Raw genomic sequence first — 24,213 nt, 5'->3', positions numbered from 1 at the left:
CGAGATATACTAGCTTTAACATGTACTAAGAAAGGCAGGGAATAGAGATGATTATCGGCATTCCGAAAGAAATTAAGAACAATGAAAACCGTGTAGCGATTACCCCGTCGGGAGTCGTCAATGTCATAAAGGCCGGTCACACTGTTTTGATCGAAACCAACGCAGGACTCGGCAGTAATTTTACAGATGAAGAATATAAAGCATCTGGTGCCACAGTTATTGAAAGCGCTTCAGATATTTGGACAAAAGCAGAAATGGTCATGAAAGTAAAGGAGCCTCTCCCTTCTGAATATGGCTACTTCCGTAAAGGATTAATCTTATTTACGTACCTTCACCTTGCTGCAGAGCCTGAATTGACAAAAGCTCTAGTGGAAAACGAAGTAACCGCCATCGCTTATGAGACGGTTTCCGTTAACCATACTCTCCCGCTTCTTACACCAATGAGTGAGGTAGCCGGACGCATGGCTTCGCAAATCGGTGCTCAGTATCTTGAGAAATCTTATGGTGGAAAAGGGATCCTCCTAAGTGGCATCCCTGGTGTTAATCGTGGAAAAGTTACGATCATTGGCGGCGGAATTGTTGGAACCAACGCAGCCAAAATTGCTGTCGGACTCGGCGCACACGTCACGATCCTCGACTTGAACCCGAACCGTTTACGCGAATTAGATGACCTGTTCGGATCTGACGTGCAAACATTGATGTCAAATCCATTCAATATCGCTGAATCAGTGAAGGATTCTGATCTAGTCGTTGGCGCTGTCCTTATCCCAGGAGCTAAAGCACCGAAGCTAGTATCAGAAGATATGGTCAAATCCATGAAACCAGGATCTGTCATCGTCGACGTTGCGATCGACCAAGGCGGTAACTTTGAAACCGTCGATCACATCACAACACATGATGACCCAATTTATGAAAAACATGGCGTCCTTCATTATGCGGTTGCCAACATTCCAGGTGCTGTTCCACGCACGGCTACGATCGGATTAACGAACGTGACCATTCCGTATGCGTTACAAATTGCTTCTAAAGGTGTTGTCAAAGCTATTGAAGAAAACGAAGCGATCGAACAAGGGCTCAACACCATTAACGGAAACCTCACTTATGAGGCTGTAGCACGCGACCTTGGGTATGAGTATGTACCAGTTAAAGACGCTTTAAAAGAATTAACACACGCATAAATCGTAAAGATAGTTAAACTTTTTCTGAAATTTGGTATGGTAAAGACAGAAAAAGGATGCACATAATTTAAGGGACCACAGCTTGCGACTGTGATCCCCTTGATAGTTGCTCTTTGAATAAGGTGCAGCCTAGTTAGAAAAATAGACCCACCCGCTTTTGTATAGGGGGCGGGTCTATTTTCTTATGCGCATAATCGCTTTTGAAAGACAGTCTTTTTGCACCTGTGTAGAGATACGGTCGTACAGAACCTTATTTCCATTCATTTCGACCCTGGCTCAATTTAATGAGATAAATATCTCTTATTAAATTCCCCATTTGCTTCATCCTATTATATTCACCATTGAGCAGCTCACCGACAACGAAAGATCTAACGATAGAACCAACATATAGCATAACTACAATGAACATTATCAAAATCCCCATGGTTCCCGTAGCTTCCTCTAGACCACTGATCTCGTTTGAAAAAATATAATGAATATACTGGATCCAGATAGGTGCTGCGATGGCAGCCATAATGCCCCAATTAATTAAGAAAGGAACCTTTAAGTCCTGAGCGTTTTTATCGGTTAACTCGATCAAATATTCAAAATGATGAGGTTCGACAATGCCTTTCCTCTCCAAATATGCTGCAAAGTCTTCTTTTCTATTGTAAAAAACGTCCATTGGCGAATCCTGGTTATATACTTCCTTCGCTATCCTATTCTTTTCCTTTCTTACATAAATCATAACTAATAAAATCGGAATAACCGTCAAAAGAATGATCCATTTCACTCCAATCCAAAAGGAAACGATCAGTAAGCCCAGCGAAATGATAACAGCAGTTATAACTAATAAACTAACCAGCCATTTTTTCATGTAGTCAAAATAAATATTCCAAAATGACATTCTTTTTTTATAAAAGCTGAATATTTCATAGATCAAAGTGATCACCTTTTCGCTATTTTTTAGTCAGCCCTTCTCTTTTTACAATAACATTCCAGATCTTAATAGATACGGTTAAGTTTTTGTCCCTCATCAGGGAAATAAGAAAAAACCACACTTCAGTTGTGTGGTTCTACGTGATGATCTATAATACCTTCTTCAAGTCCTTTTCAATTTTCTTCGGGTCGGTTGTGGGAGCATAGCGTTCCACAACCTGTCCCTCACGATTAATCAGGAATTTGGTGAAATTCCACTTAATGGCCGATGAAAGAATTCCCTTTTGTTCATTAACTAAAAACGTAAACAACGGATCAGCTTCTTCCCCTTTTACATTGATTTTATCAAACATCCAAAAACTGACCCCATAGTTCCGTTGACAGTACTGCATCGTTTCATCAATATCATCAAACTCTTGGTTATTAAACTGATCAGAAGGAAACCCTAAAATTTCCAATCCATCATTGTGATACGCTTTATATAGCTCTTGAAGTCCTTTGAATTGTGGCGTAAACCCGCATTTGCTTGCGGTGTTGACAATAATCATTGGCCTGCCTTCAAAATCCTGCAGTGATTTTATCTCGCCATCCGTCTTTTTTACATTATAGTCGTATACAGTGGGCAATGGTCTTTCCTCCTCTTTAGTTCAATCATTCCTTTTTTCACTTCCGGCGAAACCTAAAAACCTGCACTGATCATTCATGTAAGTTTATTCACTGAATCTCTATAAACAACCTTATAGGGAACTATAATCCGTTTCGATGGCTCTTCTTTATTAACTGTTTTTTCAATCAATGCTTTAGCAGATTGTACTCCGAGCTCATAGATCTGGATATCAACGGTTGTTAAAGCCGGACGGGTAATTTCAGATAGATAAACATTGTTAAAACTAACCAGCGACATGTCACGTGGTACATGAAGACCGTACTCTTCCAATGTACTTAAGACACCAAGGCTGATTAGATCATCACTCACAACTACCCCTGTCGGTCGAACCTTCAGTGAAAGTAACTGTTCAACCGCTTCACGTCCACCTGATTTAAGAAATTCCGTATGGATTTGATATTCCTCTACGTTGGATATGCCTAAGTTAGTCATGGCTTCTTCATAACCTGATTCACGATCCATTGTAACGAATAAGTCTTTCGAGCCTCCGATAAAAGCTATTCTCTCATGACCCTGTGCAATTAGATACTCTGTAATCTCTTTCCCGGCGGCTAGGTTATCGTTGTCTACATAGGTAATTTCTTTTGTATGTTCATAAGGTTTACCAACAATAACAAATGGAAACTTTTTTTCTCGCAGGAAATTCATCACTCGATCATTGACTCGTGAATACAGCAGGATAACACCGTCTACATAGCTGCCATACACCATTCGCTGAACTTCAGTAAAGATTTCTTCCTCTGTCTTCCCACTTGATAGGGTAAGTGAATATTGCCTGTCATGTGTAACAGAACTAATTCCTCGCAATATTTCTGGAAAGAAGGGGTTTTGTAAAGCTTTATCAGCTGACGATGGCATGATTACCCCAATGGCCTTTGTTGATTTTACGACCAGGTTGCGTGCATTAATGTTGGGGTAATAACCTAATTCTTTCATTGCTTTCCGTACTTTCTTTTTGGTAGCCAAGCTGATCCTCGGATTATCGGCAATGACTCTAGATACAGTAGAGGATGATACACCAGTTGCCTTTGCTACGTCACTAATTGTTATCAATAGTTTCACCCTCTACTTATAATTTTCTATACCATTATTGCTCATTTTATCATTTTTAACTTTCTGTAAACCTTTACACATTTCTCATCTATAATCTTACCCCTTTGACCCCCCTGCTGTTAACCCAGAAATAAGAAATCTCTGAAGGTAAAGGTACACAGCTGCGATGGGGACGGCCACTAAAATAGACCCAGCAGCAAACCTAGTAAAGTTATTCGCAAATTGATCGTTGATAAAATTGTATAAGCCCACCGCCAATGTATAGTTTTCGGAGCTTGAAAGCACAATCGTCGGAAGCAAGAAGTCAAACAAAGGCATCATAAAGTTAAATAAGGCGACAACAGCTAAAATTGGCTTAGCCAATGGCAGCATAATACTCCAAAATACTCTTAGATGACCAGCTCCATCTATTCGGGCAGCTTGGTCAAGCTCTCTTGGAATGGTATCAAAATACCCCTTGACGAGCCAGGCATTAAAGGGTATTTGGCCTCCTAAATAAATGAGAATTAAACCTGTGAGTGTATCCAGCAGCCCAATCATATTTAAAAAGATATATAAAGCTACCATCGCCATCATAACCGGAAACATTTGCAGTAGCAGAAAGACATATAATCCGTTCTTCCGTCCGACAAATTGATAGCGGGAAAAAGCATAAGCTACAAGCGATGTTAGAATAACACTTCCTATAGCGGTAGCTGCGGAAACAATGAGAGAGTTTTTATACCATAATAAATAGTCACTCTCTTCACTAAACAGCCATGTATAATGTTCTAAAGAGAAGGATTCCGGGATTAGCGAGGAAGAGTATAAACTGCTTCCCTGATTAAATGACATGCCGACTGTCCAGGCCAGAGGGTAAAATATAATGACCGCGACAATAGCCAGGATAATATAAATCGCCGTAACCTCCAGTTTAGACTTCTTTTTTTGATCCATTAAATCTCGCCCTCCTCTTTGAATGATCTTGTCCTCCTAAATTGATAAAAAGCGAATCCTGAAACAAACAATCCCATAATGATTGAAATAGCGGCTGCCATGCTGTAATTATTAGTATCAAAAGTCAGCTTATAAACCCAGGAAATCAGGATATCTGTTCCTCCTGCATTCTGTCCCCGTACAGGGGGCCCCCCTTCATTAAACAGATAGATGACGTTAAAATTATTAAAGTTCTGAGCATATTGCATAATGAGAAGCGGCGCGGTGGCAAACATTACATGCGGAAGCGTGATATGTCTAAATTTCTGAAACCGGGAGCCGCCATCCACGTCTGCTGCTTCATACCAATCTTTCGAGATACTTTGTAGAACACCCGTAAATAGCGCAAAAATAAACGGAAACCCAAGCCAAGTCTGAACCATAATGATCGCAACCCGGGCATAAAATGGATCACTCAGCCACGGTAGTCCGTCCCCACCAAATAGCGGCATAATAATATCCTTATTTATGGCGCCGAAATCATCATTGAACATGGCAGAAAATATAAGGATGGTCACGAACGCTGGCACTGCCCATGGCAAAATTAAAATAGTGCGAATCAGTTTTTTAAATTTAATGCGGGGATCATTCACTAGCAAAGCCAAGAAAAGACCAAGGCCAATTTGCAGCGTGGTTGCCACAACCGTCCAGACAATGGTCCAAGAAAATACACTTACAAACGTGTCTTGCCAGATGGGTACTGTAGCCAAATTAACAAAGTTTTCGAAACCTACCCAATCTACTAAATTTCGAGGTGGAGAATTATACAAATTGTAGTTCGTAAACGCTAATAACACGGAGAATAACAAGGGAAATATAACGACAAAGATCATGAGAACTAATCCAGGGAAGGTCATTAAGTAAGGGAAGGCATGATCATAAAATGTCCTCATGCTCTCTCTGAATCCCATCGGTTTCCATCCATTCTGAATCTTACGAGCCTGATTCCTTGCGTCCACTACATTATAAATATAAAGGGATAAAGCAAAGAAAACTCCAATTAAAGAAAGAACACCGAACACTAATAAACGGATGGAATGATCAACCCCTGGAATCGTACCTAACGTACGCAGCCCCCACAGTCCATAATTGATAGATTCCAGCAGCGTCACAATAAACGCCAACTCTACGATAATGAAAGTGAAACCTTTCATAAACCTGCGATTATACAATTGGCCCAATCCCGCAAATAGTATGGATAAAATCATAGCCACTCTAGGTTTATGTTGTTTTTTCCTGGGCCCTTTATTCGTCGTCTCTTGATCCCCATAATCTTTTAAATCTGGTATAGCCAATGAAAAGGCCTCCTTTCAAACGTTTAGAATCCCTCTTTAATCCAATAGAGGTTTGAAAAGAAAATGGGGAGAAAATCCTCCCCACTCTCTTTATACCTGTAATCTATTTATTGACTTGCACCGCTAGCTTGTATTTTTGTTTTAATTTGCCTAACGGCTTCGTCTAAAACAGCTTGTACATTTTCTCCTTCAGCTATGAACTGTAAAGCATTATTCATCGGCTCCCATACTTGAGACATTTGAGGGGTGCTCGGCATTGGTACACCATACTTAACCTGTTCCGCAAATGCGTTATAAATTGGATCTTCAATAGACTCGAGCGCATTCGTGTTCGTTGGCATTTCCCCGGCCACTTCAAAATAATACTTTTGGTTTTCTTCGTTTGTCATAAATAGGGCAAGATCCTGAGCCCAATCTTTATTCTCAGAGTAGTAGGAAACCATCCAGGACTTCACTCCTACCAATGTTTTACCAGGCTCTCCATTTATTTCTGGGAATGGCGCAAAGCCAAGGCTGTCTCCTATAGCTTCTTTATATCCAGTAATACTCCAAGGACCATTAATAACTGCCCCTACCTTTCCTGCCGTAAAGAGACCATCTACAACATCTGCCGTTGTTCCTGGTGGAATCTTTTCTGAACCAAAGAACGATTGGAACAGTTTACCCCCTTCTACAGCTCCTTCATTATTTAAACCAATGTCCGTCGTATCGAATTCACCCGTTTCACCGCCAAAAATATAACCACCATAGTTTTTAAAGAAAGGATATGCAAAATACAAATCATTTGGTTTCATTAAAAATCCATATTCATCTTTTGCTGGGTTGGTATGTTTTTCAAGAATCGTTTTTAGATCCTCAATGGTTTCAGGGGCTTTCGAGATGATATCTTTATTGTAAAAAACACCATATGTTTCAAGAACAGAAGGTACTCCATAAATAGCGGTTTCACCGTTGTATTTATAGCTGACAGCCTCAACAGCTACATCACTATATCCACTCAACTCTTCATCTGATATATTCAGAGGTTCTGCAAGTCCCTGGGCTACAATAGTTCCAAGTTGATCATGGGGTTGATAGAATAAATCTGGACCATTTCCCTCTGGGCCAGCAAGGGATAATTCCTGTACTTGATCAAGCATGGATTTAGGTACGACATTTACTTTTATTCCTTCTTGCTCTTCGTAATCAGCCGCAATCTTTTTAATAGCCTCCAATTGTTTTTCTTCGTCGTTTGCCCAAATCGTAAGTTCTTCAGGTTTTTCAGCAGTCCCCTCAGAGTTTGTATCCTGTTCACTTGTAACTTCTTCTCGATCTGGCGCACACGCTGCTAACAAGAGAAATAATGACAACAATGCTACAACCGAAAACACTCTTCTTTCCATACGATCTCCCCTTTTGAATAATAGTTTTAAGCTTTCACAAGCATTGCGAAAAAATTTGTGCAATCGCTTGCCCTCCAATTTGAACATCATTTTACAGTTAATTCAATTTACTTGCAAGCGGTTTCAGATAAATAACTAATTTTTTCGAAAATTGACTATCTATTATCGATTTCTATAATTTTGAAATGATTACGGGTTGAAAAAAGGTATAATTACCTATATACATAACGTTCATTCTCACGTACTAATTAAAAGTAACATCAGGTTTACACACAATTATAAAATTAGAGGGCCATGCTTTTGTCACCAACAAACAACCCCGACTTTTCTTTAAAAGTCGGGGTTTATTTTTTTGGAAAGGGGGATCTGCAGCGGTTTATTTAAATAAAGGAGGAGATTTATATTGGGGAAGACAATCAACATTTTTGTGAAAGCGATTGCGCTAACTCTCATGTTCGTCAGCACCTTTGTATTTACCTCTGTCCATAGTGAAGCATCCAACGATGTGAACTATTCAAACGATGTGATTTATCAAATTGTGACCGATCGATTTTATGATGGTAATCCTGAGAATAACCCTAATGGAGATATATTTAGTGAAAACTGCAGTAATCTGCATAAGTACTGTGGTGGTGATTGGCAAGGGATCATTGAAAAGATAAATGATGGCTATTTAACCGATATGGGAGTCACAGCCATCTGGATTTCCCAGCCAGTTGAAAACGTGTATGCCCTGCATCCAAGTGGGTACACGTCTTATCATGGTTACTGGGCAAGAGACTATAAAAAAACAAACCCGTTTTTTGGAAGCCTTTCTGATTTTGATCGATTAATTGATACAGCCCACTCGAATGGGATTAAGATCATTATGGATTTCACTCCCAATCACTCTTCACCAGCTCTTGAGACGGACCCTTCCTATGCAGAAAATGGGGCCGTTTATAATAACGGTACCTTATTAGCTACTTACTCGAACGATCCAAATAACTTTTTTCATCATAATGGCGGGACCGATTTCTCCTCTTATGAAGACAGTATTTATCGAAACTTATACGATTTAGCAGATTATAATTTGAATAATGAAGTATTGGATCAATATTTAAAAGAATCTATCAAGCTTTGGCTAGACAGAGGTGTTGATGGTATTAGAGTAGATGCTGTGAAACATATGTCACAGGGCTGGCAAGAATCATTGATGAGTGAAATCTATAGCCATCGCCCTGTATTCACATTCGGTGAATGGTTCTTAGGCAAAGGGGAAATTTCTCAACAAAATCATTATTTCGCTAATGAAAGCGGGATGAGCCTGCTTGACTTTCGATATGGGCAAACCATTACAGAAGTATTAAAAGATGGTACAGCCAATTGGTATGATTTTAATAAGATGATTCAAAATACAGCAGAAAACTATGACGAGGTGATTGACCAGGTAACGTTTATTGATAACCATGACATGAGCCGTTTTTCTGACGAGGGTTCGCCAAACCGCTACACAGATATGGCATTAGCTGTCTTGCTGACATCCCGTGGCGTGCCGACCATTTATTACGGAACTGAACAGTACCTCACAGGCAGCAAAGACCCTAATAATAGAAAACAGATGGAAAATTTTAACATATCAACAAATTCCTATAAAATCATTAGTCAATTAGCTCAGGTAAGAAAATCTAACCCTGCGGTTGGATACGGGGATACCCAAGAACGTTGGATCAATTCTGATGTCTATATATACGAAAGGCAATTTGGCAATAACATTGTATTAACTGCAGTAAACAGTGGAACCTCCCCTCAAAACATTACTAATTTATCCACTGCGTTACCTGGAGGAACTTATCGTGATGAGCTCAACCACATTTTAGATGGCAACAGTATTTCAGTGACCCAAGATGGCTCGGTTGAGTCATTTCAGTTAAGTCCAAAGGGTGTAGCCGTTTGGCAATTTAATGGCCCCTCTACTACTCCAATGATCGGCCACGTGGGACCGATGACAGGAAAAGCCGGAAACCCCATTACTATTAGTGGAGAAGGGTTTGGTTCATCCGAAGGTACTGTGCAATTTGGTTCTACAAACGCAAGCATTCTATCCTGGTCGGAAACTGAAATCCAAGTCCGAGTTCCAGATGTGACAGCTGGGAAATATGATATAACTGTCTCCAATGCAAAAGGTACGATCAGCAACAAGTACCACGAGTTTGAAATAGTAACAGGTAACCAAATAGCAATAAGGTTTGGTGTGAATAATGCTTACACAGAGCCTGACGAAAATGTTTATATTGTCGGTAATGTTAGCGAGCTTGGAAATTGGGATCCGGATAAAGCAATTGGTCCCATGTTCAATCAAGTAGCCTATGAATATCCCACTTGGTACTATGATATAAGCGTACCTGCCAGCAAAGAAATAGAATACAAGTTTATTAAAAAAGATAGTTCCGGGAATGTTGTATGGGAGAGTGGGTCAAACCACGTGTATACCACACCTGCTCAAGGAACTGACACAATCATCGCAAATTGGCAGTAAACTTCTTTGACAAAATTGAGTAGTTTCAGTAAGTTAAGAGTATCTAAATATAAGGGCAATGCTTTGTACTGTCACAACAACCCCGTTTTCCCATTTGGAACGCGGGGTTTTTTCTATATTTCTATGTTCCTGCCATCACATATGCCAACAAATTTCGAAGTCTTGTTCTTAATCGAGAGGAGATTTTCACATGATAAAAGAAGCCATTTACCATCGTCCAAAAAACAACTTTGCCTATGCGTATGATGCCAATACGCTTCACATTATATTGCAAACAAAGAAGAATGATATGGACTCCGTTTCCCTTGTTTTCGGCGATCCGTACGACTGGAAAAATGAGCAGTGGCAAACAGACACTAGAGAAATGTTAAAATCCGGCTCAACAAGTCTTCATGATTATTGGTTTGTTGAAATAAAACCAGAATATCACCGAATGCGCTATGGCTTTAGGTGTTCTGATGCAACCGAAACATGCTTTGTTACTGAAGGAGGAATATTCGGCTCTCTACCTAGTGAGATTGCCAACTATTTCTGTTTCCCCTACCTAAATCCTATCGATGTATTTCATGCACCATCCTGGGTAAAGGACACAGTCTGGTATCAAATCTTCCCAGAACGCTTTGGGAATGGAGATCCCGCTTTGGATTCCGAAAACACTCTACCCTGGGGCAGTAAAGAACCTACCCCAACGAACTTTTTCGGCGGGGATTTCCAAGGTGTCATCGATCACCTGGATTATTTAGTGGAACTCGGGATTAGCGGCGTTTATTTCACTCCTATTTTTAAAGCCCATTCGAATCATAAATACGACACGATCGATTACATGGAAATAGATCCCCAATTTGGGGATAAGGAAACATTCCGCCGTTTAGTCGATGAATGTCATAAACGAGGAATCCGCATTATGCTGGATGCGGTATTTAATCATAGCGGGTTTTATTTTCCACCATTTCAAGATGTGTTGAACAAACAAGAGAAATCTGAGTATAAGGATTGGTTTCACCTAGGGGGATTCCCCGTAGAACCTGAGGAAGAAAAGCTGAATTATGACACGTTCGGATTCGTTCCTTCGATGCCAAAGCTTAATACAGAGAATACCCAAGTGAAAGAATATTTATTGAAAGTTGCTAGATATTGGGTAGAGGAATTCGATATTGATGGATGGCGTTTGGATGTGGCAAACGAGGTGGATCACACATTCTGGCGAGAATTTCGTCAGACGGTAAAAAGCGTAAAGCCTGATGCCTATATTTTAGGAGAAATTTGGCATGACTCTATGCCATGGCTTCAAGGAGATCAATTTGATGCCGTCATGAACTATCCGTTTACAAATGGAACGATCGATTTTTTTGCAAAAAAAGAACTCTCTGCCTCAGACTTTGCTAATTCCATCACAAATGTATTACACATGTACCCCGCCAATGTGAATGAGGCTGCGTTTAATTTACTCGACAGTCATGATACTCCACGGCTTTTAACACTTGCTGGCGGGGAGCTCGAACGTGTGAAACTTCTCTATTTATTCCAGTTGTCTTTTGTTGGTACACCATGTATCTATTACGGAGATGAAATAGGAATGGCTGGCGGACACGACCCGGGCTGCAGAGCATGTATGGAATGGGATGATCAGAAACAGGACACGAAATTATTTCAATATGTACAAATGCTTATCAATCTTCGTAAAAACAACCCTGCGTTTGGAAATGGCAGCAAGTTCCGCTTTATTTATTCAGATGATGAGCAGAACTGTATAGCTTATGAAAAATTTAATTCGGAACACAGTCTTATTTTTATAATAAACAATAGTGAAAGTACTAAACTACTGTCTAGTAAACAATTATTCTCTACCAATTATGAGCAAATAACGGAATGGATGATAGCCGATGGATCGACGCTTAATAAAAAAATGAAAGCTAACTTATCACAAATAGAACTTCAACGATATGAATTTCGGATTTTCGAGCTGAAACAAGGGCAATAAATAAAAGTAAGTGAGCATAGCCCCACTGTCCTGCAAAGAATGTAGGTAACAATCAAATAAGTACTAGCTCGTTCTCTTCACCAGTCGGTTAAAACCATAGACCCTTCCTTAATCTTTTTAAAACAGGAAATCTATGGTTTTCATTCCTTACCCACATCTTGCAATTCATTAACCGTCACAAATTCATATCCTTTTTGTGTTAAAGAATCCAAAATCCCTTCAATCGTTTTCAATTCATTCCCGGTCTGATCATACATTGGATGCAGCAGAATAATGGAACCAGGCTTGACATTTTCCTTAACATAATTCACTTTATCCTCCACTGAAGAGAAATAAGTATCCGGCTCAAGGTCCCACGTAATTGTTTCCACCTGATGCTGATCTAGATAATATGGCAGGACAGCAAGCTTTTTGCCATATGGAGGACGAAAATCGACCTCGCCTTCATACCCCGCAGCTCGGATAACATCATTAGTCCTTTCAATCTCCTCTTTTATTGTGGAGTACCTTTTGAAAATCATAGGTTCATGAGAATAAGTATGATTTCCAATTTGATGACCTGCTTCCACTAATTGTTTTCCTATTTCAAGATTGCTTTCCATTTCTTTTCCTACTACAAAAAAGGTAGCTTTGGCTTGATATTCGTCTAGCAGAGGCAAAATGTCTTCTACTTTCTTTGTAGGGCCGTCATCAAAAGTTAGAGCAACCACTTTCTCACCAGTTTCTACTCTGTTTGTTAATCCTCCAAATAACTGAACTGTTCTTGAATTCATCAGCTTATATGTCCCATACAAGGATAATAGGATGGCTGCTGAGATCACTCCAGCTATGATCCATTTCTTTTTAATAAAAAAAACCTCCCTCACCTTCAAACCAACAAAATTACACTTATCTCTATTAAGATTACTCTAAATGTTCACAGTTTGCTAGAGTAGCCCAGCTGATATTTGTGAGGGGTATAAATGTTTAGAAAGGTTAGCACTGTTATATTGCCTATGTCTACGACAAAGCTACCACCTCAGCCTTTCAAATAACCTTCCTGGAAAATAGCCATCGAGGTAACTCCGTGCCATTGTCCATTCCTAAATAAATGATCTTTGTGCTCCCCTTCCTTCACGAACCCTACCTTCTCATACAACTTAATAGCTCTATGGTTAAATGAAAAGACTCTCAAATACACTTTATGTAGATTCATCTCTAAAAAGCTATAATTTAACACAAGCCCCATAGCTTCCCGGCCGTATCCATTACTCCAATAATCTTTCTCTCCAATATCAATAATACACTCAGCATTTCGATTCTTATAATCAATATTAATTAAAGAGACAATGCCTATTGATTTATCTTGATCATTTAGCTCAATCATGTAACATTTTGAATCACCGGAACCAGTAATTACCCTTATGAACTCTTCCGTTTCTTCCAGAGTATAAACATCTAAGCTTGGACTCGTGTTCTCCATTACCACCGGATTATTTCTCCATTTATGATAAATGTCCGCATCGCCTTCATTTACTTTCCTTAAATTTATTCTTTTACTACTGAACATCCTCATCACCTATTTCATATTTTATCGCAAGTACTTATCGTATTTATCAATATGATCCGGGTTTAATCCTGTCGTTGTTTGGGCTTCCCTTTGCATCGATTGGTTGCAGCTTTTACATACATAGCGCGCTTTAGGGTTTTTTAAAATTCGCTGATACTGAGTATCAGAGCGATCAATTGTATAGTTCTTTTTACAGAAAAAACAAATCGTTTTCAGCATATCATCACTCCCCAAAGTTTGGTTTCCTACACTATAATTCTCCAACTCCTTCTATATTCCTGCATATACACACTAAAAGGGCGCCTTCCGTGGTGATTCGGATCAGCGCCTTTAACAAAACTCAAGCTGGGGTTTACTAAAAAACCTTCTTCGTATCACCGTCCTCTTTCAAAATTTCTACTGCTTCCCTAAAACGTTGAGAATGAACGACTTCTCTTTCCCGAAGGAACTTCAAACTATCATTCAACTCTGGATCATCCGACAAGTCAATGATCCACTGGTAGGTCGCCCGCGCTTTCTCTTCCGCAGCGATATCTTCATAAAGATCGGCAATTGGGTCACCTTTGGCTTGAATATATGTTGCTGTAAATGGCGCACCGGCCGCATTATGGTAGAAGAGCGCCTTGTCATGATTGGCATAATGGGCACCAAGTCCTGCCTCTTTCATTTGCTCAGGTGTAGCATCTTTTGTAAGCTTGTAGATCATCGTCGCAATCATTTCCAAGTGAGCAAATTCCTCTGTTCCAATGTCATTTAGCAGACCTACTACCTTATCAGGAATGGTATACCGCTGATTGAGGTATCGTAGGGCGGCTGCTAATTCCCCGTCGGCCCCTCCATATTGTTCAATCAGGAATTTTGCTAACATCGGGTTACATTCCCTAACCCTTACAGGATATTGAAGTTTCTTCTCGTAATACCACATTCACTATTCCTCCCATCTGTTTACTCTGTTTAAACCTGCCATGGCCAGGGGGTGTCATCCCAATTCCAAGGATAACTGGAGAAGCTTCTGCCAAAATGCATCAATGGGCCGAACTTGCTCTCAAAGTGAGTTTTCAACTCCATAGATTTTCTGGCAAATTGATTATATTGCTGAACTGCATCATAATCAGTGGGGTGAGTATCTAAGTAAAGGTTCAGTTCGACTAAAACAAAGTCAATGGCCTGAATTTCCTCAAGCATCTGATAATACTCTGGAGGCATCTTCTTACTCATTCTCTTCACTCCCCCTCTTATGTGGGTTTGGATAAGGACTAAAAAGCTGCGGCCACAATGTTCCGCTGAATAGAGCCTCTTTAGGCGTTTGGTACTGTGCTAATCCGTACGGCTGGAACCCCATGTACAACTGGGGCGGTGTTGAGTAGCTCTTTACTTTCATAGGCGGACATGGATCAAATGGACTGTAATAGGGCCTCCAATATTTATACTGTGTGTACATAAACACCCTCCTTCCATTGATAAATGCATCACCTCATATATATGAGAACAATTCTCTTCGTATTCACTCCAACCCCTTGCAACAAAAATATCGCACACAGCCAAAAAGCGGACGCCGTCTCGTTCAAGACAGCGTCCGCTTTTTCTCGTATATCCTTATTATTTTATACAATGGCTGAACTCTTTAAAAACCCGCTTTTATAGACAGGATCAACTCATCCTGATCTCTTTTATGTACTCATCTGCCATAACACCCTCTTCTCCTCCCCTTAGTCATAGAATGTCATATGCTGCTTATCTTTTTTATAGTAATCTAACCTGTCCTCTAGTGTACCTGTATGAAATTCAAATTTATGACCATCCGGATCCGTGAAATAAATAGACTGCTTGTCTCTCCGATCTCTTGGCCGCCCAGATAAAATATTTACATTCAACCTTTTAAGTTTTTCATACATCCTATCAACATTCTCTTCTTCAATTGAAAAAGCAATATGAGTGTAAGAGTGAGAGATATCACTTCGCGGAATATCTTTTTCTTCGTTTAAAGCTAACCACAGTCCATTCAAATCAAAGTAGGCCGTCCTTCTCCCCTTCACTAAAATCTTGGCATCAAACACCTTTTGATAAAAAACGATCGACTTCTCTAAATCAGAAACTGAAAATAAGAAATGGTTGATCCCTTTCACTGTCATACTATCACCCCAAACTATAAGTTAGTACATATTTCCATCATACAAGAAACTCAATTTTACTAAAGAGTTTTCTAGGGATACGGTTGCCAAGTTGAGAATAAATGCTGTTTGTTTGACTGTGATTTCCCATCACCATATACTTAAGGCGTGCTAATTAGTATGTATAGCAACTATTTTAATGCAAGGCTTACTAGTAAAAGACTATTGGAGTAAGGAGTTCATATGAGATTAACATTTCAAGATTATGTCAGTATCAAAATCCACCAAACCGATTTAAAGCTAACAAGCTATATAAAATCTCAATTGCAGCCGTATAACCTTGCGCCAGAGCAGAATTTAATCATGATGCTGCTCTGGGAAAAAGACGGGTTAACTCAGAATCAACTGGCCCATAAATTAAATAAAGATAAAACCAATATTGCCCGAATGGCTTCAAGTTTGGAAGATAAGGGATTCATTGAGCGAAGATTCTCAAGCGAAGATCGTCGCGCTTTGCAGCTTCATTTGACACAGCCTGGTAAAGATTTAAAGGGTAAAGTGCTACCTGTAACGGAACATTTCAATGAAATCGTCAACAAAGGATTATCTACACAGGAACTTAATGAAATGGATCGACTCCTAACAAAAATTCATCAAAATATTGATGAGGCCGAGTGAGATTACTTTTTTCACGGAAAGGATGTTTAGAATGGCAAAAGAAAATAAAGCTCAACCCTTGCAAAGACAGGTCAAGGATCACTGGTATGTCAACTACAACGAAATGGGGTTTCCCTCCATACAAAAGGGATGGGTATTACCTGTCGATCGCTGGGCTGAATTCGATCCATTCATTTTAATGGCCGAAGATTGGTTTAAAAAAGGAACTTTTCCTGATCACCCCCACCGGGGATTTCAGACGGTTACCTATGTGGTTGATGGAAGGCTGGAGCATATTGATAATGGCGGCGGCCGTGATATCCTTGAACCAGGAGACGTTCAATATATGAATGCTGGATGGGCGGCTCGCCATGCAGAAGATGGTGTCGAGGATGATATTGCTCACACGCTTCAGTTGTGGCTCAACCTTCCTAAAGACAAACGAAATACAGAAACGCTGTATCAAAATGTGTACGCAGAAGAAGCCCCGGTCGTACCTTTTGAAGGCGGGTCTGTTAAAGTATTTTCTGGAAACATTGCCGGCACCCAAGGTCCTTTAGAATCCATCGTCCCGATTACGCTCAGTGAGATTACTTTATCTGAGGGAGCCGAATACGTGCTTTCATTACCTGAAAACCATAATGCATTTTTATATGTGTTAGCTGGAGATATTGACGCAGGTAAGAATGAAGTAAATATAAAGAAGCATGGTGTGGCCACTTTGTCGTTTAACGATGATGGACAGGAACAGAACCCAAGTGAACTGAACATAAAATCCAACAAACGCCGGACTAAGGTCCTCGTGTATTCAGGCGCTCCTATCAAGGAAGATATTGTCCCTTATGGACCGTTTGTGATGAATACGATGGAGGAGATTAAACAAGCTTTTCAGGATTTCTGTAACGGGAAATTTGGTCCGCCGGCAGTCTAAGGAAAACTAAATTAAGAACAAAAGCGCAATCGTCCCGCGACAAGCATAAGACAAGCGGCGCAGTGGATTGTTTTTCCTCCACAGAGACGATTGTCTTATGGCTCGATTGTCTAGGAGCTGGATGTGTCTAACTTCATGTAAGCTTATCCACAGACAAGTATTTTTATAATTTCCTAAACAACAAAAAAAAGATGACCGCAATAGTAATTCGGTCATCTTTTTTTGTGACTTATCTCGATAGTTATGTACAAGTTTAATCGAGCTGACAGAAGCTGACCTTACCTCCACCATTCCCGCTGAATGGATAAACAAAGTAGTTACCATACCTTATCCCTTGAAGGATGAGGTCACTTTTCAGCCTACAAAGGTATGGCAACCATGTTATAAATGGGCGGAAATCATATTCTTGCCACACTGGAGAGGTTACCACCAGAAATCAGCTTTGCTAAAATGACCGTAATCAATGACAACGAGTTTACCTGTTCGCGATAAAGCCAGGTTCTCTTCATTTAAGTCCCCTGGATGTATGCCTTCCTTCAAAAAGTCATCCTCTAATTTAACAAGCTTTTTCCTATGGTCTCGCTCCTCCATCGAAACTGTTCGAATCATTTTCCTCATAATTATCCAGCCATGTCCAAATTCATACACCGGGCATAAATAGTTCCGTAAATGTTTAGGGCATTCTCTAAACAGATCCATTTCAATTTCATTGGAGATGAATCCCATTCTACGCGTGACCACTTTTAGCACATAATCATTATTTAGATCGAAAACCACTCGAAAGGATCCGTGACCGAGCACGTCATAGCTGAGCCCCATTTTCTTTTTTGCTTTTCTTGCAAGCCTGTCATCACTATAATGTCCGTATTTTTCCATAGTATATAGCCAAAGCTCAATAGACCGCCATTCCTTTTTGGTTAAAAATGTGGAGTGTGGTAGCTCCCCTCTGGACATCTGACTCATAAAGCTCCCCCTCTAAACACAGCGACTTTTAAATAAGCCAGGACGAAAGCATCTGTCCTGACTTTCTCTATACTCTCCATGCACTAATCATTAGTAACGTCTTCCGAAACTGCTTGCTCCAACGATAATGAGCAAAATAAACAACACGACGATTAATGCAAAATTGTTTCTATAACCATATCCCATTAAATCCACCTCCCTGCACTAGCAATTAAGATATCTTATGCAGAAAGGTCCAACTTTGGAGAGGGAAACCGCTGAGTTTTTGTTAAAATTTGCAGCCACACAGGAACTTGACTCAGGAATAAGCGGGAGTCCAAGTTTGGTCTAAAAAAAAAGCCCCTCTAAATTGTTAGTTGTACCTAACAATTTAGAGGGTGCTGTTCATCACAAAAAGGCTCCTTGTAATATCATTCTATTAAAAAAAGTAAGAGATTATTTCAACCTGCCAAAACTCATATGTTCATAACGTCCTCGAATGATTTGGTATATCCCATACAACACCAGTCCTAATGCCACGAACCCTAACATCCACTGCCCAAAGGGATTTTGAGCCACTTCTGCTAATGCCCCGTCCAGTCCTCTAGCCTTGCTTGGGTCTCTCATAATGCCTGTTTGAATAAAGAAAAAACCGATCATTGCTAGAACTATTCCTCGCGCAGTCATTCCAATAGTACCTGAATTCTTGGCCACTTTCCTTTCGTGCCTATCCATTTCACCCATTCTGAATTTGTTCAGGAATTTTTGACTAATCCCGCTATACAATTCGTAGAGACCATAACCAATTACAATAATTCCAATAAAACAAATTATCCACGCACCAAAAGGATGAGACAACAGTTTAGCAGATAACGTATGCTTAGATCCGCTGCTTCTAGTAGCATTTATGGCGATATTAAAAGCATTGTAGGCTAGGCTTGAATAGATCAAACCACTTATAGAGTATCCAACCCTTGTTATGACCCCTTTAGCATCCCTACCTTCATCCTTTGGGTCCTTCACAGCTTTTATAAATACCCACATAATGTAGAAAATTAGACCAATACCAACCAACCATAATAAAAGGTTACCAAAAGGAGCTTGCGCCAATGAACGCAGCATTCCCGTTGTTCCTGTCGCTTTCCCTCCTATCCCTAGGGCAGCCATAAAGGCTAGAACTCCAATAAATGTATAAACCACTCCTTTTGCCATGTAGCCAGATCGAGCTAATCGCCTGATCCATGGCTTTATTTCCTCTTTTGCTTTTTCAGATAAATTGACTGAATCATCCACGTTATCTCCTCACCCCAGTTAAAATAGCTCGTTTAAAGGTAGGTTCCCTGTACCTCTGAATTAGAAACAAGTAAGATAAGGAAAAATGCTTTATTATTTCTATGGCTAAACATATTGGATATTTAAGCAGAAGGTATTGAGACAGAAGCACAACAGAACTTAGTTAAATACACCCCTCTGTATTATAGGAAGGCGTGTATAACAGGTAAGACGGCTCTTTTCTTAAGGGCTGCCTTTTTCTTCTAATTGGTAGAATGCCGTATAAATGCTAATCCATTGAATAAATGCTGAGAGCTTGTAAAAAATATAAGTAGATCAATCATGACCGCAAATGGAGCCATCGGGAATCAAATTTTGCTTGTGAAGGGGCATGACCATGGAACCCATTATATTATGGTTTTTATTAATCCTTGGATTATCCTTATTGATTATCATCATGAGGAATTTACCTTTCAAGGAATTTCTTTTCGGATATTTACTGACATCCTATTTCTCCATCATCATTGGTGTATTTGTTGTAGAAGAAGAGATGCTTCATTACCCCAGCAAATTATTAGGAAAACATTTCGATTCGAGCCTTCTCTTTGAGTATCTATTGTTTCCTGTCGTTTGCTTATACTTTTATCGAACGACCTATTATTCTTCCCATATCGGAATTCTGTTACAAGCAACCATTTATACCTCAGCCTTAACTGCAGTAGAAATAGCATTTGAAAAATACACAAGCTTGATTGAATATCATACTTGGACAGGGGTCCATACTTTTTTTAGTGTCCTTTCTTTCATGATCTTTATACGGGTCCTGATACAACTGCTTCGTTCCCAGCCCACATAACGATTTAAATTTTAAAGAAACGGAAAAAATTTAATGGAAGGGGCAATGAATTTGTTTCGTGGTGATGCACATAAATTTTACTTAAAATTGAAGAAGATGCGTGAAAGTGATATCTCTTTCCATAAAATAGAAGAAATTAACGAGGTTACGGAAATCCAGACCTTTTATTCAGATCTTGAATCACATACATTGGAAAAAATCCTTTATCGCATGATAAAAGAAAAAGATGGCTCAGGAATGATCCCGATTTTTGTATCGACAGGGCCATGGCTGCTATTCTTATTCTCAGACCAGCTGCAAGAGTTCATTCTAACCCGGGGGATGACGTGGGGCATTGGCTTCGCTGTTATCTATGTCATCATCCTCACTTTAAGTGTCATTCTTCATTTCCGTGAAAAAGCCTGGGCTTCGCTTCACATTGCCATTATAGAGGATATTCTGGATAGCAGATGAGCTTCTGTCAAAGTTCTACTCTACAGAATAGATTTTTAGAATGATGTGTTCTAAGGGGAATTAAAAAAGACATGGTAAGTAGAAAATGTTGCTTCCAAATAAGACACTACCATAAAGTTGGTTTATCTCTTTGATTAATTAGTGGGTAATTGAAATCTTTTTTGTAAATTACAGAATTTAAAAGCCCAAGAATCCAAATTTACGAATTCCTGGACTTCTGATAAGGATGCGCTCGCAAATTAAATGCTACTGGCATCCCCTCCTAGTTGTGTTTTTGTAATTAAATACTTTAGTTTTCCTTTGTTTGGGACTATTATTTTCTACTAAAACTGATTAATCAATTTTCATTTCCAGTAACGCACTGCTCATGTCACGCCATGGTGGTTGTTTTTTGTGCGCTAATATGAAAGTAAAACAACTTCACTCAAATGTTGATTTGAAAGGATAATCACTTAACCCATAGAAGGATCAACGAATCCTTTGATAATATGAATATGACCATCGTCCTCTGTTGTTTTTACCTCTGCATAATGGGTGTGGTACCCATTAGGTAAAGCAATCGGGGTACTAGTATAAGCTTCGTAATAATGAATGTGACCGTCATCAAAAGTTGTATTCCCCCACATTTTATGGACATGGCCTCCTTCTGCCTCAATCGGCGTACTAGTCACTCCTGGGTGCAAATGAACATGTTCATCCTGACATGTAGTTGCCCCACCATGCCCGTGGGTATGGCCACTCTTTCCATTTGGATTCATGGAACCTTGTGTATTATGTCTAAAATTGGGATTGGGTGGTTGTGGCTGACGAGGATATTCCACTCCAGGTGAATAAGGGGCTCCAGGCGGACTGACATAAGGGTGAGGAACATACCTGTTATACATCGATTCATCTCCTTTTTGGATATTTCATATTAAGGTATGTATCGATTGCCTGCCTTATAAGAACTCTTTCCCCTCATTAGTCAGAATCCGTTATAGATGTAATCAAAAAGAAGATTAATCCTCATTAAGAGTCTTAAATTTCCCGATAATATCTTAATGATCTATAGTTTTTCGTTCTCATTATTTCCATACCCTCTTTGTTCGTGCTTATATAAGAACCCCTTAGCTACATAAAATGGAATGCCTTTTGAATTACTTTTTTGGACAGAAACCCATTGTTCAAAAGCATGGAATTCACTCTTTTGCTGATTGGTGACTGCCTCCAGTAACTTTGTCCCAATTCCTTCATTACGTCTTTTAGGGTTTAGATATAGTACAAACACTTCCCCCGCAGTTTCGCTAATCATTCCACCTCCACAGGCACCGAGCACCTCCCCGTTTTCAACAGCTACAAAGTATCCTCCCCATTGCCTGTTCGCAGTTTTAACTTCTTCTGAAATTCTCTCTGGATCATAAAATTCTTTTATGATCCTCTCGATATATTCTTGGGTGTATATGTCTTTATATGTTGCACGTGTAGCATCTGAGCACACTTCAGATATTCCTTGTACGTGATTTGGTTTTGCTTTAATAACATGAACCATATTTCCCCTCCCTCTCCCAGTCGAATACGCAGCCCCAGTATGACGTCATCCATAGCTTACGTTTTTCTTCCATGACCCCTTCGGCTACCCCATCAACTCATGAGCCCAATCTTCCAAAGGATTCGTTTTACCATCACTCATCTTCCCTAACCTAAACGACCCAATATGTAATGCTATCTTCTATATTTCCTAGCTATCTATTATTCCTGGCTATGAACAGATAACCAATCATACCCAATAAAAGCATTTTGTGTTCCTGAGATACATCATTTGAAATTTCTACGATATCATTATCTATATCCCGAAAAATTTGTGTGTACTCATGTGGAAACCGTCCATTAAAAAAATGAGCCCAGCGATGATCATTTATATCTTTCAAGGTAAAATCACCTGAGAAACCAGAGGCCTTCACAGGCAGAATCAACTCCTCGTTACAGTCCCTAAGTTCACCTTTTATATGTAAAAGGCTCTTAAAGTCTTCTTGAACATACCTTCCCAAATATTGACTCTCTTGATCATAGACGGCTATTACACTCTCCTTGAAACCGACACGCTTTAATGTAAACAAGGTCTCCCCTGTATGCGAAATGAATGCGATGGTTACGGGGAGCATTGTTAGCAAGGATCTTTTATAGATTAAAACAGGGTAAAGATACCAAGGTAAATGAATGGGTTTATATGTACCTACAAAATACCCATTTTTCCCAAAGCAAAGTAATCGTGGAATTAACCCTGCATCTTGCTTCAGAACAAGATGGTCTATCTCCAAAATTGATGTAGTAGAATACGGAATCGATAAACCTTTAACCTTGTTATACTTCTGTCGGCTCGTAATAGCCACAGCTAACATAAACCCCAACGGTACGAGGAAAGTGGACGCCTCCACCCAACCACTAGTACTTTCGGGCCTTTCCAATACTAAATATCCTGCTACGACCAAAGTAACTACCACTAAAAGAACGTAGGCCAGGTTTTCCCTACGTTTATACATTTCTGCTATCAAATTAGCACCTCCATTAATCACCCTCCCTAGAAACTACGAATTAATCCATGATAGGTTTCAACGTGTATATAAAGTCTCTAACGAAGTTGATGACTGCTTAAAATGCAGCAGTCCAACCCGCATCCGCTGTTATAACCGTACCGTTTATAAAGCTTGAGTCATTAGAAGCTAAAAATAGGGCAGCCTTCGCAATTTCTTCTGGTTTACCCGTCCTCGGCATAACAGACTGGGCAGCCCTTGTACGACTGGCACCAAAATCATTTAAATCATTTATCGATGAAGCAATATTTGTTTCTACACCGCCTGGGGCTATTGCATTACAGCGAATTCCTTTCTCTGCATACATATAACCGGTATTTTTCGTTAATCCGATTACCGCATGTTTTGATGCCGTGTAGGTTGCCCCTGCATGAGCACCATTTAACCCGCCTGAAGACGCAGTATTAACGATAATTCCTTTTTCTTTCTCCAGGAAGATCGGCAATGCTTTGCGCATTGCCCGCATGACCCCTTTTGTATTGATATCGAAAATGAGATCCCACTTATCATCATCAATATCCCCAACAGGTTCCATACCATCCATGATACCTGCGTTATTAACCAATATATCTAACGTTCCAAATTCATTTACAGCTGTCTCAATCATATTATCAATATCTTTCAACTTTGCTACATTTACCTTTACGGCTTTAGCTACTCCACCATTACTAACGATTTCTCTTGCAACCGTCTCAGCACCTTCACTATTAAGGTCAGCTACAACAACTTTTGCACCCTCTTTTGCATACAATTCTGCTATTGCTTTCCCCATACCAGATGCTGCTCCGGTTACTACTGCAACTTTATTTTGAAGTTTCATCAAAAGTTCCTCCTATTACTATATGATTTCGATATAAAGATTCAGCAAAACTAAAACGGTTCATGCTTCCCAACTTCCCATTCCA

At 39.7% G+C, this 24,213-nt stretch carries 27 protein-coding genes; 7 read left to right on the top strand and 20 right to left on the bottom strand.

Annotation, left to right across the window (positions count from 1 at the left end; translation table 11 throughout):
• Positions 1-47: 47 nt before the first annotated feature.
• Positions 48-1,178 carry an alanine dehydrogenase gene (gene ald, locus P9989_RS03765; protein ID WP_283077487.1) on the top strand — a complete coding sequence of 377 codons (1,131 nt, stop codon included), beginning with the start codon at positions 48-50 and terminating at the stop codon, positions 1,176-1,178.
• Between the two features lie 250 nt (positions 1,179-1,428).
• Here the strand turns inward: ald and P9989_RS03760 are convergent, their stop codons facing one another.
• The 6 genes from P9989_RS03760 to P9989_RS03735 form a co-directional block, all read right to left on the bottom strand.
• The gene (locus tag P9989_RS03760; protein WP_283077486.1) at positions 1,429-2,064 is read right to left on the bottom strand and encodes a hypothetical protein; all 636 of its coding nucleotides are present in this window, start codon (positions 2,062-2,064) and stop codon (positions 1,429-1,431) included.
• 181 nt (positions 2,065-2,245) lie between these two features.
• The gene (locus P9989_RS03755) at positions 2,246-2,722 is read right to left on the bottom strand and encodes a glutathione peroxidase (protein WP_283077485.1); all 477 of its coding nucleotides are present in this window, start codon (positions 2,720-2,722) and stop codon (positions 2,246-2,248) included.
• Between the two features lie 74 nt (positions 2,723-2,796).
• On the bottom strand, positions 2,797-3,816 hold the full coding sequence (locus tag P9989_RS03750) for a LacI family DNA-binding transcriptional regulator (RefSeq protein ID WP_283077484.1): 1,020 nt from the start codon (positions 3,814-3,816) through the stop codon (positions 2,797-2,799).
• A gap of 96 nt (positions 3,817-3,912) precedes the next feature.
• Positions 3,913-4,752: a sugar ABC transporter permease gene (locus P9989_RS03745; RefSeq protein WP_283077483.1), complete on the bottom strand. Its 840-nt coding sequence runs from the start codon at positions 4,750-4,752 to the stop codon at positions 3,913-3,915.
• Complete coding sequence (locus tag P9989_RS03740; RefSeq protein WP_283078823.1) at positions 4,752-5,999, bottom strand: carbohydrate ABC transporter permease; 1,248 nt, start codon at positions 5,997-5,999, stop codon at positions 4,752-4,754. The genes P9989_RS03745 and P9989_RS03740 overlap by 1 nt, the downstream gene beginning before the upstream one ends.
• Before the next feature lie 194 nt (positions 6,000-6,193).
• Complete coding sequence (locus tag P9989_RS03735) at positions 6,194-7,468, bottom strand: sugar ABC transporter substrate-binding protein (RefSeq protein WP_283077482.1); 1,275 nt, start codon at positions 7,466-7,468, stop codon at positions 6,194-6,196.
• A gap of 451 nt (positions 7,469-7,919) precedes the next feature.
• Between P9989_RS03735 and P9989_RS03730 the strand changes: the two genes are divergently transcribed.
• Both P9989_RS03730 and P9989_RS03725 read left to right on the top strand, forming a co-directional pair.
• Positions 7,920-9,986: an alpha-amylase family glycosyl hydrolase gene (locus tag P9989_RS03730; protein WP_283078822.1), complete on the top strand. Its 2,067-nt coding sequence runs from the start codon at positions 7,920-7,922 to the stop codon at positions 9,984-9,986.
• 190 nt (positions 9,987-10,176) lie between these two features.
• Entirely contained in the window at positions 10,177-11,967 is a 1,791-nt protein-coding gene (locus P9989_RS03725; protein WP_390306332.1) for a glycoside hydrolase family 13 protein, read from the top strand.
• A 140-nt stretch (positions 11,968-12,107) separates the two neighbouring features.
• Here the strand turns inward: P9989_RS03725 and P9989_RS03720 are convergent, their stop codons facing one another.
• The 7 genes from P9989_RS03720 to fosM form a co-directional block, all read right to left on the bottom strand.
• Positions 12,108-12,815 (bottom strand): polysaccharide deacetylase family protein, encoded by a 708-nt coding sequence (locus P9989_RS03720; protein ID WP_283078821.1) that lies wholly within the window; start codon positions 12,813-12,815, stop codon positions 12,108-12,110.
• A gap of 170 nt (positions 12,816-12,985) precedes the next feature.
• Positions 12,986-13,516 (bottom strand): GNAT family N-acetyltransferase, encoded by a 531-nt coding sequence (locus tag P9989_RS03715; protein WP_283077481.1) that lies wholly within the window; start codon positions 13,514-13,516, stop codon positions 12,986-12,988.
• A gap of 21 nt (positions 13,517-13,537) precedes the next feature.
• Positions 13,538-13,735 carry a DUF2197 domain-containing protein gene (locus P9989_RS03710; RefSeq protein ID WP_283077480.1) on the bottom strand — a complete coding sequence of 66 codons (198 nt, stop codon included), beginning with the start codon at positions 13,733-13,735 and terminating at the stop codon, positions 13,538-13,540.
• Between the two features lie 136 nt (positions 13,736-13,871).
• The gene (locus tag P9989_RS03705) at positions 13,872-14,441 is read right to left on the bottom strand and encodes a manganese catalase family protein (RefSeq protein WP_283077479.1); all 570 of its coding nucleotides are present in this window, start codon (positions 14,439-14,441) and stop codon (positions 13,872-13,874) included.
• A gap of 29 nt (positions 14,442-14,470) precedes the next feature.
• Positions 14,471-14,734 (bottom strand): spore coat protein CotJB, encoded by a 264-nt coding sequence (locus P9989_RS03700; protein ID WP_283077478.1) that lies wholly within the window; start codon positions 14,732-14,734, stop codon positions 14,471-14,473.
• Positions 14,727-14,957, bottom strand: coding sequence for a spore coat associated protein CotJA (locus P9989_RS03695; protein ID WP_283077477.1), 231 nt, complete (start codon positions 14,955-14,957; stop codon positions 14,727-14,729). The genes P9989_RS03700 and P9989_RS03695 overlap by 8 nt, the downstream gene beginning before the upstream one ends.
• Positions 14,958-15,225: 268 nt before the next feature.
• The gene (gene fosM, locus P9989_RS03690) at positions 15,226-15,648 is read right to left on the bottom strand and encodes a FosM family fosfomycin resistance protein (protein ID WP_283077476.1); all 423 of its coding nucleotides are present in this window, start codon (positions 15,646-15,648) and stop codon (positions 15,226-15,228) included.
• Positions 15,649-15,870: 222 nt separating this feature from the next.
• Between fosM and P9989_RS03685 the strand changes: the two genes are divergently transcribed.
• Together P9989_RS03685 and P9989_RS03680 are read left to right on the top strand one after the other, a co-directional pair.
• Positions 15,871-16,305, top strand: a complete 435-nt coding sequence (locus P9989_RS03685; protein ID WP_283077475.1) for a MarR family winged helix-turn-helix transcriptional regulator — start codon at positions 15,871-15,873, stop codon at positions 16,303-16,305.
• 31 nt (positions 16,306-16,336) lie between these two features.
• Entirely contained in the window at positions 16,337-17,215 is an 879-nt protein-coding gene (locus P9989_RS03680; RefSeq protein ID WP_283077474.1) for a pirin family protein, read from the top strand.
• A gap of 423 nt (positions 17,216-17,638) precedes the next feature.
• Here P9989_RS03680 and P9989_RS03675 read toward each other — a convergent pair whose 3' ends face one another.
• The 3 genes from P9989_RS03675 to P9989_RS03665 all read right to left on the bottom strand — a co-directional run bounded on the left by P9989_RS03675 (position 17,639) and on the right by P9989_RS03665 (position 19,450).
• Positions 17,639-18,178: a hypothetical protein gene (locus tag P9989_RS03675; RefSeq protein WP_283077473.1), complete on the bottom strand. Its 540-nt coding sequence runs from the start codon at positions 18,176-18,178 to the stop codon at positions 17,639-17,641.
• Between the two features lie 90 nt (positions 18,179-18,268).
• A complete protein-coding gene (locus P9989_RS03670; protein ID WP_283077472.1) occupies positions 18,269-18,364 on the bottom strand; it encodes a YjcZ family sporulation protein in 96 nt (31 codons plus the stop codon).
• 249 nt (positions 18,365-18,613) lie between these two features.
• Complete coding sequence (locus tag P9989_RS03665; RefSeq protein WP_283077471.1) at positions 18,614-19,450, bottom strand: DUF1206 domain-containing protein; 837 nt, start codon at positions 19,448-19,450, stop codon at positions 18,614-18,616.
• Between the two features lie 376 nt (positions 19,451-19,826).
• Between P9989_RS03665 and P9989_RS03660 the strand changes: the two genes are divergently transcribed.
• Together P9989_RS03660 and P9989_RS03655 are read left to right on the top strand one after the other, a co-directional pair.
• Entirely contained in the window at positions 19,827-20,285 is a 459-nt protein-coding gene (locus tag P9989_RS03660) for a CBO0543 family protein (protein WP_283077470.1), read from the top strand.
• Positions 20,286-20,330: 45 nt separating this feature from the next.
• Positions 20,331-20,738: a hypothetical protein gene (locus P9989_RS03655; protein ID WP_283077469.1), complete on the top strand. Its 408-nt coding sequence runs from the start codon at positions 20,331-20,333 to the stop codon at positions 20,736-20,738.
• 452 nt (positions 20,739-21,190) lie between these two features.
• Here P9989_RS03655 and P9989_RS03650 read toward each other — a convergent pair whose 3' ends face one another.
• The 4 genes from P9989_RS03650 to P9989_RS03635 all read right to left on the bottom strand — a co-directional run bounded on the left by P9989_RS03650 (position 21,191) and on the right by P9989_RS03635 (position 24,128).
• Positions 21,191-21,622, bottom strand: a complete 432-nt coding sequence (locus P9989_RS03650; protein WP_283077468.1) for a YmaF family protein — start codon at positions 21,620-21,622, stop codon at positions 21,191-21,193.
• A gap of 161 nt (positions 21,623-21,783) precedes the next feature.
• Positions 21,784-22,266, bottom strand: a complete 483-nt coding sequence (locus P9989_RS03645; RefSeq protein ID WP_283077467.1) for a GNAT family N-acetyltransferase — start codon at positions 22,264-22,266, stop codon at positions 21,784-21,786.
• 193 nt (positions 22,267-22,459) lie between these two features.
• Positions 22,460-23,269: a hypothetical protein gene (locus P9989_RS03640; protein ID WP_283077466.1), complete on the bottom strand. Its 810-nt coding sequence runs from the start codon at positions 23,267-23,269 to the stop codon at positions 22,460-22,462.
• Between the two features lie 97 nt (positions 23,270-23,366).
• Positions 23,367-24,128: an SDR family oxidoreductase gene (locus P9989_RS03635; protein ID WP_283077465.1), complete on the bottom strand. Its 762-nt coding sequence runs from the start codon at positions 24,126-24,128 to the stop codon at positions 23,367-23,369.
• Positions 24,129-24,213: the final 85 nt, after the last annotated feature.

Source organism: Halobacillus naozhouensis (assembly GCF_029714185.1).
Classification (GTDB): Bacteria; Bacillota; Bacilli; order Bacillales; family Halobacillaceae; genus Halobacillus_A; species Halobacillus_A naozhouensis.
This window is presented reverse-complemented; position numbering and strand designations above follow the sequence as displayed.

Bases quoted from the DNA above. Each gene is read 5' to 3' on its own strand.
- ald (WP_283077487.1), top strand. From the start codon at position 48: ATGATTATCGGCATTCCGAAAGAAATTAAGAACAATGAAAACCGTGTA.
- P9989_RS03760 (WP_283077486.1), bottom strand. From the start codon at position 2,064: ATGTCATTTTGGAATATTTATTTTGACTACATGAAAAAATGGCTGGTT.
- P9989_RS03745 (WP_283077483.1), bottom strand. From the start codon at position 4,752: ATGGATCAAAAAAAGAAGTCTAAACTGGAGGTTACGGCGATTTATATT.
- P9989_RS03740 (WP_283078823.1), bottom strand. From the start codon at position 5,999: ATGATTTTATCCATACTATTTGCGGGATTGGGCCAATTGTATAATCGC.
- P9989_RS03735 (WP_283077482.1), bottom strand. From the start codon at position 7,468: ATGGAAAGAAGAGTGTTTTCGGTTGTAGCATTGTTGTCATTATTTCTC.
- P9989_RS03730 (WP_283078822.1), top strand. From the start codon at position 7,920: ATGTTCGTCAGCACCTTTGTATTTACCTCTGTCCATAGTGAAGCATCC.
- P9989_RS03725 (WP_390306332.1), top strand. From the start codon at position 10,177: ATGATAAAAGAAGCCATTTACCATCGTCCAAAAAACAACTTTGCCTAT.
- P9989_RS03715 (WP_283077481.1), bottom strand. From the start codon at position 13,516: ATGTTCAGTAGTAAAAGAATAAATTTAAGGAAAGTAAATGAAGGCGAT.
- P9989_RS03710 (WP_283077480.1), bottom strand. From the start codon at position 13,735: ATGCTGAAAACGATTTGTTTTTTCTGTAAAAAGAACTATACAATTGAT.
- P9989_RS03705 (WP_283077479.1), bottom strand. From the start codon at position 14,441: ATGTGGTATTACGAGAAGAAACTTCAATATCCTGTAAGGGTTAGGGAA.
- P9989_RS03700 (WP_283077478.1), bottom strand. From the start codon at position 14,734: ATGAGTAAGAAGATGCCTCCAGAGTATTATCAGATGCTTGAGGAAATT.
- P9989_RS03695 (WP_283077477.1), bottom strand. From the start codon at position 14,957: ATGTACACACAGTATAAATATTGGAGGCCCTATTACAGTCCATTTGAT.
- fosM (WP_283077476.1), bottom strand. From the start codon at position 15,648: ATGACAGTGAAAGGGATCAACCATTTCTTATTTTCAGTTTCTGATTTA.
- P9989_RS03685 (WP_283077475.1), top strand. From the start codon at position 15,871: ATGAGATTAACATTTCAAGATTATGTCAGTATCAAAATCCACCAAACC.
- P9989_RS03680 (WP_283077474.1), top strand. From the start codon at position 16,337: ATGGCAAAAGAAAATAAAGCTCAACCCTTGCAAAGACAGGTCAAGGAT.
- P9989_RS03675 (WP_283077473.1), bottom strand. From the start codon at position 18,178: ATGAGTCAGATGTCCAGAGGGGAGCTACCACACTCCACATTTTTAACC.
- P9989_RS03670 (WP_283077472.1), bottom strand. From the start codon at position 18,364: ATGGGATATGGTTATAGAAACAATTTTGCATTAATCGTCGTGTTGTTT.
- P9989_RS03660 (WP_283077470.1), top strand. From the start codon at position 19,827: ATGGAACCCATTATATTATGGTTTTTATTAATCCTTGGATTATCCTTA.
- P9989_RS03655 (WP_283077469.1), top strand. From the start codon at position 20,331: ATGAATTTGTTTCGTGGTGATGCACATAAATTTTACTTAAAATTGAAG.
- P9989_RS03650 (WP_283077468.1), bottom strand. From the start codon at position 21,622: ATGTATAACAGGTATGTTCCTCACCCTTATGTCAGTCCGCCTGGAGCC.
- P9989_RS03645 (WP_283077467.1), bottom strand. From the start codon at position 22,266: ATGGTTCATGTTATTAAAGCAAAACCAAATCACGTACAAGGAATATCT.
- P9989_RS03635 (WP_283077465.1), bottom strand. From the start codon at position 24,128: ATGAAACTTCAAAATAAAGTTGCAGTAGTAACCGGAGCAGCATCTGGT.